Origin of the sequence: Mesorhizobium sp. B2-7-2 (assembly GCF_006440775.1) — a bacterium.
GTDB lineage: Bacteria > Pseudomonadota > Alphaproteobacteria > Rhizobiales > Rhizobiaceae > Mesorhizobium.
The window spans coordinates 33,554-45,243 of the sequence record NZ_VFTZ01000022.1; the positions used below are offsets into that span (position 1 = coordinate 33,554).

Annotated in this window: 15 protein-coding genes; 6 read left to right on the plus strand and 9 right to left on the minus strand. The window is 64.3% G+C overall.

All coding sequences use genetic code 11. From position 1 onward, the window contains the following. Positions 1-143: 143 nt before the first annotated feature. Positions 144-332, minus strand: a complete 189-nt coding sequence (locus FJ425_RS24730; RefSeq protein ID WP_140726701.1) for a hypothetical protein — start codon at positions 330-332, stop codon at positions 144-146. A gap of 283 nt (positions 333-615) precedes the next feature. Then, entirely contained in the window at positions 616-795 is a 180-nt protein-coding gene (locus tag FJ425_RS24735; RefSeq protein WP_246676305.1) for a hypothetical protein, read from the minus strand. 296 nt (positions 796-1,091) lie between these two features. Between FJ425_RS24735 and FJ425_RS32175 the strand changes: the two genes are divergently transcribed. The 3 genes from FJ425_RS32175 to FJ425_RS32400 all read left to right on the plus strand — a co-directional run bounded on the left by FJ425_RS32175 (position 1,092) and on the right by FJ425_RS32400 (position 1,858). Next, entirely contained in the window at positions 1,092-1,427 is a 336-nt protein-coding gene (locus FJ425_RS32175; protein ID WP_246677998.1) for a hypothetical protein, read from the plus strand. Further along, complete coding sequence (locus FJ425_RS24745; protein ID WP_140726704.1) at positions 1,424-1,648, plus strand: DUF768 domain-containing protein; 225 nt, start codon at positions 1,424-1,426, stop codon at positions 1,646-1,648. The genes FJ425_RS32175 and FJ425_RS24745 overlap by 4 nt, the downstream gene beginning before the upstream one ends. Before the next feature lie 78 nt (positions 1,649-1,726). Continuing rightward, positions 1,727-1,858, plus strand: a complete 132-nt coding sequence (locus FJ425_RS32400) for a hypothetical protein (protein ID WP_281405771.1) — start codon at positions 1,727-1,729, stop codon at positions 1,856-1,858. A gap of 192 nt (positions 1,859-2,050) precedes the next feature. Here FJ425_RS32400 and FJ425_RS24750 read toward each other — a convergent pair whose 3' ends face one another. The 4 genes from FJ425_RS24750 to FJ425_RS24765 all read right to left on the minus strand — a co-directional run bounded on the left by FJ425_RS24750 (position 2,051) and on the right by FJ425_RS24765 (position 6,136). Further along, a complete protein-coding gene (locus FJ425_RS24750; protein ID WP_140726707.1) occupies positions 2,051-2,296 on the minus strand; it encodes a MoaD/ThiS family protein in 246 nt (81 codons plus the stop codon). Between the two features lie 235 nt (positions 2,297-2,531). Further along, a complete protein-coding gene (locus FJ425_RS24755; RefSeq protein ID WP_140726709.1) occupies positions 2,532-4,796 on the minus strand; it encodes a xanthine dehydrogenase family protein molybdopterin-binding subunit in 2,265 nt (754 codons plus the stop codon). A 3-nt stretch (positions 4,797-4,799) separates the two neighbouring features. Further along, positions 4,800-5,276 carry a (2Fe-2S)-binding protein gene (locus tag FJ425_RS24760; RefSeq protein ID WP_140631856.1) on the minus strand — a complete coding sequence of 159 codons (477 nt, stop codon included), beginning with the start codon at positions 5,274-5,276 and terminating at the stop codon, positions 4,800-4,802. Further along, positions 5,276-6,136, minus strand: a complete 861-nt coding sequence (locus FJ425_RS24765; RefSeq protein WP_140726712.1) for a xanthine dehydrogenase family protein subunit M — start codon at positions 6,134-6,136, stop codon at positions 5,276-5,278. Before FJ425_RS24765 ends, FJ425_RS24760 begins: the two co-directional genes overlap by 1 nt. 198 nt (positions 6,137-6,334) lie before the next feature. Between FJ425_RS24765 and FJ425_RS24770 the strand changes: the two genes are divergently transcribed. Beyond that, complete coding sequence (locus FJ425_RS24770) at positions 6,335-7,204, plus strand: tetratricopeptide repeat protein (protein WP_140726715.1); 870 nt, start codon at positions 6,335-6,337, stop codon at positions 7,202-7,204. Here the strand turns inward: FJ425_RS24770 and FJ425_RS24775 are convergent. Beyond that, positions 7,142-7,858, minus strand: a complete 717-nt coding sequence (locus FJ425_RS24775) for a hypothetical protein (RefSeq protein WP_140726718.1) — start codon at positions 7,856-7,858, stop codon at positions 7,142-7,144. The two genes, FJ425_RS24770 and FJ425_RS24775, sit on opposite strands and share 63 nt — an antisense overlap. A 267-nt stretch (positions 7,859-8,125) precedes the next feature. Here FJ425_RS24775 and FJ425_RS24780 point away from each other — a divergent pair, with 267 nt between their 5' ends. Continuing rightward, entirely contained in the window at positions 8,126-9,103 is a 978-nt protein-coding gene (locus FJ425_RS24780; RefSeq protein ID WP_140631845.1) for a GlxA family transcriptional regulator, read from the plus strand. Between the two features lie 33 nt (positions 9,104-9,136). Here the strand turns inward: FJ425_RS24780 and FJ425_RS32180 are convergent, their stop codons facing one another. Continuing rightward, the gene (locus FJ425_RS32180) at positions 9,137-9,907 is read right to left on the minus strand and encodes a hypothetical protein (RefSeq protein WP_140631842.1); all 771 of its coding nucleotides are present in this window, start codon (positions 9,905-9,907) and stop codon (positions 9,137-9,139) included. Between the two features lie 57 nt (positions 9,908-9,964). Then, positions 9,965-10,810 carry a hypothetical protein gene (locus FJ425_RS24790; protein WP_140631840.1) on the minus strand — a complete coding sequence of 282 codons (846 nt, stop codon included), beginning with the start codon at positions 10,808-10,810 and terminating at the stop codon, positions 9,965-9,967. Positions 10,811-11,449: 639 nt separating this feature from the next. On the opposite strand from FJ425_RS24790, the gene FJ425_RS24800 reads away from it, so the two are divergent. Next, positions 11,450-11,665, plus strand: a complete 216-nt coding sequence (locus FJ425_RS24800; RefSeq protein ID WP_140631837.1) for a hypothetical protein — start codon at positions 11,450-11,452, stop codon at positions 11,663-11,665. Positions 11,666-11,690: the final 25 nt, after the last annotated feature.

The window sequence follows — 11,690 nt, forward strand, 5'->3', positions numbered from 1 at the left end:
TCCCGGGATACGTCCGCATGCTTGCGGAACAGCTTCCTGATGTCCTTGGCCTCGATGTCGTGCCTGGCTTTGCCCCCGGGCGACGGCGCCAAGCGAGCCCCAGAGGATGACTTCCCCAGCTTGGACCGGGCCCTGTTACGCCCTCAACCCTCCTCCTCCACCACAAACGAAAGCGCGATCAGGTCGTCGACGTCGATGCCGCCATGGCCATTGTCCAGCACGTTCGCGACCTTTTGAAAGGCCAGCATGTCATCCATGCTGAGCTTGGCTTCCCTCAGCCTGTCTTGCAAGCCCGCCACCTTGGTTTCCAGGATCCTGGAAGTCTCGATCATGCTTGCCTCCGTTGCTGTCCAACGCCGCGTTCCACACGCTCAGCATTAGGCACGTGAACACGACCGGCCCGATGAAAAGGCTGATGACTATGCCCACGGCCGCCGCAATGCCCATCCGCCCCGCTTTCGCGGCGACCTTTGCAAGACCGTCATCGGCCGGGACGAGGATGGAAAGATCGCGGAGCGCGCTGTTGTCGTTTACGGCCGTCGGGGGCATCTCCCATCGCTCTCGGAAAGCAAGCTGCTGCTCGGCAAAAGGTTCGCGGGCAATCATCCGCATAGGTCACACACCCCCCGAAAACGCCGCCTTGCCGTGGCGTTCGAAAAGCGCCAGCTTGGCCGAATAGCCAAGCCTGAGCTTGGTCTTGCAGGCATCGCATCGGAAGGTGCTCACCGACTTGAACCATGAACCATTCCTGATGATCGGCCGGCGGCAATTGGGGCATTCATAGCGAAGACTCACGTCCCGCAACTCCTCGGAAATCGACATTGTCCACCTCTGTCCCCAGCCCCGTTCTTTCTCCGGATGCCCACCACCTGGGAGCAGGTGGCGGGCGATCCAGCCAGCTGACGATGAAGGGACTGATTGCTCGTCAGCGCAGCCCTAATGAGATCGCCGGACTTATGTTTCACGCGACGGACCAATGCGCTGGCGAATGGGACCTCAGTCGGATCGAGGGCCGTATCAGCGGAACCTAATGTTGGCCGCGTGCTTATGGCCACATGAGCAGGCGAGGTCTCGATTTCTTCGACGGATGGATGGCGGAGCATCTGCCAAACGTGATGACGGATGACCCCGTCGCAGTTGCCGACCTGGCCGACGAAATGATCAAGGCGGCCGAGCGCGAAGGCATCGCGGCCAGCGAGATCAACGAGGAAATCGACAGCGTTTTCGAGGTGATCTTCGAGGCGTTGCAGCATCGCGAAGGCAGCTTGGGGGAGAGCGACCAAGCTGTCTTCGAACTGCTTGCAGGACGCCTGGCAAGGGAAACCGGCATCACCCAGGAGCAGGCCGGCGAGCTGATCGAGACAATCGGAACCGACTGGGGGTCGCTTCTTCGCGAAGCTCATTTTCTGAAAGAGCAGGGCAAATGAGCGAGCGTGGCGCGGAGTTCTTCGGCAGATGGATCACCGATAATGTGATGCGCGGCAAAGTGGGCGCGGATGTCGTCTCGGTTGCCGAGCTGACGACCAAGCTGTTCGCCGATGCCAGGGCGGCAGGTATCGCCGAGGAGGAGATTGAAGAAGAAGTCGGAAGCGCATACGAGGCGATCCTGGAGGCGATAGTCGGCTCCGAGCACAGCGGCAAACCGTAACGATCGGATGGCCGTCCATGGGAACATTAGCGTGCCCTAAAAGTTCTCTCAGCAAGGATCACACACCCAGGTGGAATCATGGCCGAGTTGGCATTTGCTTTTGTGTATTATTCGGGCCTGACCGGCCACGACATGGTCGGCGCCATTGTGTCTTTGACTGCGGGGCTTCTTCTCTACAACGTTGTGCGCGAAGACCGGCCAAACCGATAGCCGCCCGATAATCATGAGCGGCCCAGCTCGAAAGCGGGGGGTGCCCACGAGCCGGGCCTGACCGGCGGGGGGACGGACTAGACGCAGGGCGCCGGCTGACATTGTTATATCAGCTTACGCTAAATTATAGCCATCCGAACGGAGGACGCTTTGGTCTCCCGCGCGCAGGGCCTATGGGGCCGCGCGTCCCCATCACCCCCCAGCCAGCCGCGGCAGCAGGAAAATCTCCGCCCCCTCCGGCAACTCCTTGCTCCACGTATCCCGATAAATCGTCCCATCGATCGCCACCGCGATGCCGCGATCGATCCAGGGCTCGATCCCGGGATATTGTTCCGCCAGCTTGCGGAACAGCTCCCTTATGTCCTTGGCCTCGATCTCGTGCTTGGCCTTGCCGCCGGCGACGGCGCTGAGCGAGCCCCAAAGGGTGACTGCGACCATTAGCGCTTCAAGGTGCGTCGATATTCAGGTGAGGCCGGCCTGCGAATGAAGGCTTCCTGCGCTTCCGGCCTTCGCCGGCTGAAGCACTCGTAAGACGCCGCGCAGCCAAGGCTACGGCCGGCGCAGGCCGGTGCTCACGTACTTCAAGTACGCTCCGCTCCGGTTCTCGGAAGCCATCATTCTCGGCTCGGCCTGACCTGAATCTCAACACACCTTGCCCTAGCTTGGATACCTCTCAGCCTTCCCGTTCCGCCTCCAGCGCCGCCAGGATGCGCGGCGGCGACATCGGGATGTGGGTCATGCGCACGCCGACCGCGTTCGACACCGCGTTGGCGATCGCCGCCAGCGGCGGCACGATCGAGGTTTCGCCCACGCCGCGCACGCCATAAGGGTGGTTGGGATTGGGGATTTCCAGGATCTGCGTGTCGATCATTGGCAGGTCGGAGCATACCGGGATGCGGTAGTCGAGGAAGCCGGCGTTCTGCAGCCGCCCGTCCTTGCCGTAGATATACTCCTCGTTGAGCGCCCAGCCGATGCCTTGCGCGGCACCGCCCTGGTACTGGCCCTCGACATAGGTCGGGTGCACCGCCTTGCCGGCGTCCTGCACCACCGTGTAGCGGATCACCCTGGTCGCGCCGGTCTCGGGGTCGACCTCGATGTCGCAGATATGGGTGGCGAAGGAGACGCCGGCGCCGTCGGCGACGAGCTCGCTATGGCCGGCGATCGGCCCGCCGGTCGTGCCCGACTTGGCCGCGATGTCCTTCAGCGACAGCGGCGACAGGTTGCCGTATTTCTCGCCCTTGGCGATGGCGTGGCCCTTTTCCCAGGTCACGTCCTCCACCGGGATATCCCACATCTGCGCGGCGCGATCCTTGAGGATCTTGATCGCGTTGCGGGCGGCCGAGATCGTCGCCATTGAGGAGGAGAAAGTGCCGCGGCTGCCGTCGGTCATATCGTTGTAGCCCAGCGAGGACGTGTCGGCGACGATCGCCTTGACGTTGGAGTAGTCGATGCCGAGCTCCTCCGCCGCCACCAGCGACAGCGAGGCGCGGGAGCCGCCGACATCGACAGTGCCGACGGCCAGCGACACCGTGCCGTCCATGCCGATGTTCAGATCCGTGCAGGTCTGGCCGCCGAAGTTGAACCAGAAGCCGCAGGCCATGCCGCGCCCCTGGTTGGCTTTCAGCGGCGCCTTCATGTGCGGATGGCTCTTCACCGCCTCCAGCGTCGGCCCGATGCCAATCGGTCCGTAGACCGGGCCGTAGGACGAGCGCGTGCCTTCCTGCGCGGCGTTCTTGATGCGGAAGTCCACCGCATCCATGCCGAGCTCCTTGGCGAGCTCGTCCACCGCGCTTTCCACGGCAAAGGCGGCCATCGGCGCGGAGGGCGCGCGATAGGCCGCGGTCTTGGGCCGGTTGACCAGCACTTCGTAGCCGACCGTCTTGACGTTCTCGAGCTTGTAGCAGGCGAAGGCCGTCATGGCGCCGATCTCGGCCCAGGAGCCGGCATAGGGGCCGCAACTATAGCGCAGCGTCGCTTCCGCCGCGGTGATCGTGCCGTCCTTCCTGGCGCCGATCTTGACGTCGATCGAGGTGGCGCTGGTTGGGCCCGACGCGCGAAAAACCTCGTCGCGGGTCATCACCAGTTTTACGGGACGGCCGGCCTTGCGCGACAGCGCCAGCGCCACCGGCTCGGCCCAGACATGGGTCTTGCCGCCGAAACCGCCGCCGATTTCCGACGAGGTAACGCGCAGCTTCGAGGCTTCGAGCCCCAGCAGCTGGGCGCAATGCTGGCGGTAGACGAAATGGCCCTGCGTGCACACCCAAAGCTCCGCCGTGCCGTCCGGGTTGACGCTCGCCACGCAGGCATGCGGCTCGATATACCCCTGATGCGTCTGCTCGGTCTTGAAGGAGCGCTCGACGATGAAATCAGCCTCGGCGAAGCCCTTGTGGACATCGCCATGGCCGAACTGCGTGCGCTTGGTGACGTTGGAGGGTTTCGCCGGCTTTTCCTCGAGGCCCTCGGTGAAGACCTGGTCGTTGATCAACGGCGCGTGGTGGTGCGCGGCCTCGTCGACATCGGTGACATGCGGCAGCACCTCATAGTCGATCTCGATCAGCTTCAGCGCCTGGCGGGCGGTGCGGGCGTCGATCGCCGCCACCGCGGCCACCGCATGGCCGTCATAGAGCGCCTTCTTGCGTGCCATCGAATTGTCGAGGATGTCGTACATGGCGGCGTCGCCGTCGGTGAGATCAGGCAGGTCCTTGGCCGTGATCACCGCCTTCACGCCGGCGAGCTTTTCCGCCTTCGACGTGTCGATGCTTTTGATCACCGCATGCGCGTGCGGGCTGCGCAAAACGCGGCCGACCAGCTGGCCAGCCATGTTGAAGTCGGCGCCGTAGCGGGCGCGTCCCGTCACCTTGTCGACGCCGTCGGGGCGGATCGGCCGGGTGCCGACCGATGAGAAATTGCGTCCGGAGTAGCGCGGATCGAAGTTCATGGATTACGCTCCCTTCATCACTTGGGCCGCATCCTGGACGGCGCGCACGATCTTGTCATAGCCGGTGCAGCGGCAGAGATTGCCGGCGAGCCCGAAGCGGATTTCCTCCTCGGTGGGCGAGGGGTTCTTCTCCAGCAGGTCCTTGGCCGCGATCAGGAAGCCCGGCGTGCAGATGCCGCATTGCAAGGCCGCATGCTCCAGAAACTTCTGCTGCAGCGGATGCAGCTGGTCGCCATGCGCCATGCCTTCGATGGTCTCGACCTTGCGGCCCTCGGCTTCCGCGCCCAGCACCAGGCAGGAGCAGACCAGCCTGCCGTCGACGATGACGCTGCAGGCGCCGCAGTCGCCGGTGCCGCAGCCTTCCTTGGCGCCGGTCAGGCCGAGGCGATCGCGCAGCACGTCGAGCAGTGTCTCGTCGGGCTGGCACAGATACTCGACGGCGTCGCCGTTGATCGTGGTTGATACAGCTATCCCGGCCATTATTTGCCTCCCGCACGCTTGTAGGCGGTCGTTGCGGCTCTCTGTGCCAGCACGCCCGCGACTTTCCGTCTGAATTCGATGGTGCCGCGCTTGTCGTCGATCGGGCGGCAGGCGCCGGAGCAGATCTTCGCCAGCCGCTCCAGCGTCTCTTCGTCGAGCTTCGAGCCGATCAGCACTTGCCCGGCTTCCTCGACCAGCAGCACCGTGGGTGCGGCGGCGCCGAGCGCCACGCGGGCGGTCTTGATCGCGCCCTTCTCGTCCAGCGTCAGGTTGACGCCGGCGCTCACCACCGCGATGTCCATCTCGGTGCGCGGAATGAAGCGCAGATAGGCGTCGCCCGCATGCTCAGGCCGCTTGTCGAGCAGGATCGCCTCGATCATCTCGCCCTTGGCCAGAGACGTGCGGCCGGGTCCCGTCGGCACGGTTTCCACGGCAATCGTGCGCTTGCCCGAGGGCCCGGCGACGACTGCTTGTGCCGCGGCCGCGACCAGCGCCGGCACGCTGTCGGCGGCGGGCGAGGCGTTGCACAGATTGCCGGTGATGGTGCAACGGCCCTGCACCTGCTTGGAGCCGATCAGGTTGGCCGCCTCGACCACGCCCGGCCATGCCTGCTTGAGCGCCTTGTTCTCGCCCAGCACCGCGCAGGGCACCGCGGCACCGATCCGGAAACCGTCGGCCGTCTCGGCGATGTCGGCCAGGCCGCCGATTGCCTTGATGTCGACGATCAGCTCGGGCTCGATGAAGCCGCCCTTCATCCTCACCAAAAGGTCGCTGCCCCCGGCCAGGATAGCGGCCGGGCCTACTGCCTTGGCGAGCTCGCCAACGGCATCTTCGATTGAAAGCGGACGTATGTAACGCATCGTCTCCCCTTGGTGGTCATAATCGGATCGCCCGTTATAAAGCGTCTGGTTATAATGGCCATCCCGTTCGTGCATTGCACCATCCAAGTCAGGCAGGTTGGCCCTAATTCCTGGCCCAATCTTCCAGACCTGGGCCCCGCAACCACGCGCCTGCATTGAGCCGGGCGTCCGCGCCAATACAGAGGAGCTTCAAATTCAGTGACCAGCACCGGTCAAGCCAACAGCGAGGATCTGGTCCGCCGCGCCGTGGCCGCCTTCAATTCCGGCGACCACGCCCGGGCGATGGACCTGTGCGAGCTTGGCCTGAAGCAGCACCCGGGCGATTCCGCGCTCTGCCACCTTCTGGCGGCCGTATTGTTCACCAGGGCGGACATGCCTGCAGCCCGGGCGCGCATCGAGGCGAGCCTCGCCACGCGTCCGGACAACGTTCCCGCCCTGATCCTGGCAGGCAGGATCGCCCGGGCCGAGGGACGGTTCGATGCTGCGTTGCAGTTCCTGGATCGCGCCGCCAGGCGATCGTCCCAGGCGGAAATCCTTCTCGAGCGGGCACGCACCCTCGATCAGGCGGGCGATGCTTCCGCCGCGGGCGCGGCCTGGACAAAGGTCCTGCAAAGCGATCCGAAATCCGTTGAGGCGATGGCGCGCCTCGGACGCCTGGCCTGGCAACGTGGCGTGCCTGCCGAGGCGGAAGGTTTCCTCGAACGCGCCGTCGCCGGCGGCGGGCATCCGGCGCAATGGTTCGACCTAGGGCTGGTGCGCCAGGACATGCGCAAGTTCGACGCCGCCGCCGAGGCCTACCGGCATGTGCTGGAGATGAGCCCGGACGCCGCGGAAGCCGCGGTCAATCTCGGCGTCGTCCTGCAGGAGACGGGCGACCTCGAGGGGGCAATGGCGGCCTATTCGCGAGCCTATCGTCTCGCCCCGTCCACCTTCGGCGTCATCGCCATGGCGCTTACCTCCGCGCCATGCGGCCGGCTCTGGCTCGACGAGGATGCGCTGCGTCTTTCACTCGCCGGTGGAGCGTCCGCGCCTGGCGCGGAACCGCTTGCGGTAGACGCCCGGCGTTGACAGGACATCCGCGACCGTCCGCGCATAGGCGGCCTGACGTTTTTCGTCGAACACTTCGTATTCCAGCCGCGGCGCGGCGCGCGGAACCGCGAAGCATTGCGCGACCGGAGTTCCTTTGCTGAGCACGCCGGAGAATTCGGGCTCCTTCCAGATCGCCGGGAAATTGATGCCGCCATCACTGAACCGGTCCGAATCCACCAGGCCGGTCACCAGCCTGAAGGGAAGGTCCTCGCGATTGACCGGGTGCGTCGCATAGAGCGACCAGCCGTCCTCGACCTCGATGGTCCAGAAGCTGTTGAATTTGAGCGCGGCCTGGCCAGGCGCGGCGAACGGGCTGCCGGCGAGTTGCCCCGGCGTGTGGAAGCTCAGCGGCGCTCGCGGGTGGTTCCCGGTGGCGGGTTCCGGAACCTTCCAATCCCACGAAAACTTGCCCTGGTCGACCATGACATCGCAGGGCAGCAGGATCATGAACCCGTAAGTCATCGCGTCGACCACCGGCGGGCATTGCTTGAGCGTGCGAATATCGCGGCCGTGGATCGCCGAATAGGCGGTGGCGGGCATCATGCGCAGCCAGTCCGGCAACACGCCGCGCGCCGGCACCGGGCGCGGCAAATGCTCCGCCAGCATCGGATCACATCGGAAAATCACACGCATCGCCACCTCCCGGCATTGCGATACCATGCCTGCCCGCCGCGCTCCAAGCGGCGCCCGGTCAGTCAGGTGTCAACCTGCCGTGACCGGCGATGACGGCGCCGTGCCGGATTGCGACGCCTGCCGATCGCCGAAGGCGCGCACGAGGAATCATGCAACGGTTCAAAACGCTATTCAACGCCACGCTATCCAGTCCGCTCGCCGGTAGATAAACCTCACGGCCGGCGCTCCAGGGTGGCGCCTGGTTCGGAAAGGTCGGTTCGCGAAACAATGGCCAAGAAGTTCGCATTTCTTTTGGTGCGCGATTTCACCTTGTCGCCGCTGTCGCTGTTCATCGACACGCTCAGGCTCGCCGGCGACGAGGGCGACCGCAGCCGCAGAATCGAGTTCGACTGGGAGATCGTCGGCGAGCGCGGCCTGCCGATCCGCGCCAGCTGCGGCGTCGAATTGCTGCCGACCAGGGCGATGGGCAATCCCGAGGATTTCGACAATGTCGTGGTGGTCGGCGGCCTGCTCGACACCAGCCGCAAGCTGAGCTCGGAAAAGGAGGCATTCCTGTTGCGCGCCGCGCAGAAGGGTGTGCCGCTCACCGCGCTCTGCACCGGCAGCTTCGTGCTGGCGCGCTACGGCCTGCTCGACGGCTACAGCGCCGCAGTCAGCTGGTTCCACATCAAGGATTTTCGCGCCGAGTTCCCCGATGTGAACGCCCATGCCGACAGCCTCTATTCCGTCGACCGCGGCCGCGCCACCTGCGCCGGCGGCACGGGAGCGGCCGACCTCGCCGGCTATTTCGTCTCGCAATTCATCGGCCGGAAGGCAGCGGAAAAGGCGGCCAAGATACTGGTGCTCGACCGCATCCGCTCCAGCCGCGACGTGCAGCCGGTCGGCGACCTTTTTCCAGCGGCCGCGAGCCGCGCGGTGAGGCGGGCGCTGCTCCTGATGGAAAGCAATCTTCAGGAGCCGATCCCGATCGCCGAGATCGCCGCCAGGCAGAACTGCTCGCGCCGCCAGCTCGAGCGCCTGTTCGGCGCCGAGCTCGGCATCGGCCCGATGGCCGCCTATCTGGCGCTCAGGGTTCACTATGCCAGATCGCTGCTGGAAGGCAGCGACCTCGCGATCGGCGAGATCGCCTATCGCTGCGGCTTTGCCAATGCCGGCCATTTCAGCCGCGTCTTCCGCCAGCAGGCCGGCATCACGCCGACCCATCTGAGGCATCCGAACCGGGCAGCGAGTGACGTTGCCAGATAGCGGTCCCTGCGCACGACCTCGGCAAGCTGGCTTCTATGTCACCGCGATGACTTTCCCCGTCGCACCAAGGCGACACAGAACTTTCGCTTGTCGCACTTGGATGCCGCCTGGAAGCGCATAGTTTATTCTCACCTCGATCGGCGCCGCCAGACCGGCTCTGCGTTGGCGCATCGGACCGGCACTGACCGCGTATACGCGCACAGCACCAAGCGGCGTCGCGACTGACATGATCGCCGCGCGGCAAGCGCTCACGACTTTGGGCGGCGTGCCTGGCTTCGCTTTCAGCGATACAAGGGGTGCAAAAGGATAGCCCGCTCTAAACCGCCCGAACTCCCCACCACGTGCGCTGGAAGGTTTGAGGATGGATGGCAGGCTGATCGCGGTTGTTGCGCTTTTGGCGGAGAAAACGGTGGGATTGTCGGGGGGCGCGGTGTCCCTGGTGCCCGACGTTGCGGTGCCGGCACCCGTCGACACGCCCGCGCTTGTGCTGCCTGCAGCGTCACCCGTCGAAACGCTCGCGCCGATCGATCCGGTACCAGCATTCGCGGACGCGCCAAGGCTTGTCCCTCCTGCGCCTGCCGACGCGCCAACGCTGACGCCGCCTGAGCTCACCGACGCGCCAACGCTTGCGCCGCCCAAGCCGCCGACACTTGCCCCCAAGCCAGCGGAGACACCTTGTGATCCGGCGCTCACTCCAGCGCCGACGCCAATGCCGCCGACCTTGCCGCCACCGCCGACATCAAGGGCGGCCGCCGGTCCGGTAGCGGCTGCGATCATCAAGGCGACCGCCACGTATTTGCCCATTTCGGGACCCCTCCTGGGCATGCGTTCGTGCCAATCCAAATGTACTCCCGACCATCATCATCGAGGCGGGGTCGGAAGCAACGCGTCGGGGAGAGTGATCGTCGTCGCCGCCAGAACCCGTTTCGGCGATCTTGGGATCTTCGCTCTGTTCTTATCCTGCAAGCCCGTTTGGCGGACAGCTAGGCCATCCTGGCTGGCAAGTGGAACCGCGGCGGAACGCGTCCCGGGCGCGCGCTCCATCTGCGCTGCGCGGCGCGCACTTTGCGCCTTGACGAGGTCGATCGCCTTTCGCGCAGCGGTAAGAGACACGGACATGTCGGTCAGCTTTTGGCGCTCCTGCTCCAGCGCCGCGCTCAAGTCGGCAGATGCCTGCTTCGCAGCGTCTCTTTCCCGACGGGCGTCATCGGCATCGCTTGCGGCCGAAACCGCGCGCGTGTGTTCCAGATCCAATGCCTCGTTGACATGCTTTGCGGCAGCAACCGCCAGTTGGAGGTCCTTTAGGGCGGTGGCCCGCTCGGCCGCAGCCAGATTTGCACGTTTCTGATCGGCCTCGCCGGCCTGGCGAGCCATGGCGAGTTCGTGCTCGAATTGTTCGACCTTATGGCGCTCTTCGGCAACCGATTGATTTGCCTCGGCCAGGGACACTTCCACGGCGTTGCGTGCTTCGTTTGCGGAAATCAATTGTGCCTTCAAGTCTTTGATGACGCGCTGCGCCGCTTCCAGATCGAGCTTGAGGGTTCCGTTGCTTTGGTTCGCTTCTCTCAGGGCCTTTGTCTGCTCTGCGGAAGTGCTGGCCAACAGCCTTGCCTGGGCGCTTGCTGTGCGCTCGGCATCCTGACTCAGGCCCAGTTGCGCTTTTGTCGAGGCCAGTTCGCCTCGCGCCGCCGCGATCTGTTGCTGCATTTCGGCGCCGTTGTCTGGCGGAGATACCGCCGCCAAGAGGAGGATGCATCCGGGAACGGCGCTCCACCTCCAGTGGCGCATGCTGAAGCGAACCCATGCCGGGCGCGGGTCGTCTTCGAACTCCTCGTAAGATCCATGTATGGACGTCACTGGCCACGGTCCTCTGTCTACTGGGCATTCCTCGCGATGCTCAAGAACGTGTCATAGCGGCTCTGTGCATGAATTGCGGTTCTTGTTGTAACAGTTCGCTCCGTTTTGATTTATACCGCTGAATAATCTGTATTTTTCGAAATCGTTCCGGCCGCTTATACCAAATACGCTTTCAGGCGTAGGAAGCATCATCCAAATGGACTAGACCTCATGTCGATCGTTTCGCGGCAGAACTTGTGGCGGCAGGGACCTGACGGCGCGCTGGCAAGATCATCGGCGGCGGCTTCCCGGCGGGTGCCGTCGGCGGGCGCGCCGATGTCACGGCGGTGTTCGATCCGACCGCAGGCAAGGACCACGCTGCCGCATGGCGGCACATTCACGGCCAATCCGGTGACCGCGTCGTCACGAAGTTGTTTGCCTTCCCATTATATCAGGAGTCGCGTATATAAGGCTGCGTTACTATGCTCATTTTCAGAGGGGAATTAAATCATGCGCAAACAGAAATCGCTTGGACTGGCACTTCTTGCTTCTATATCGCTTTTCCTCGCCGACGCCGTTTTAGCGAAAGACGCCTACAAAACACCATGCAGGGCGGATGCCCAACGACTGTGCAAGATGGTCGACAACGCAAAGGGGTTAAGCTGTCTTAAACAGCATATCAGTGAGCTCACTCCTGCCTGCAAGGCGTTTCTCTCCAAGAAATGAGCTGTAATAGCCGCCAAGGATCGTA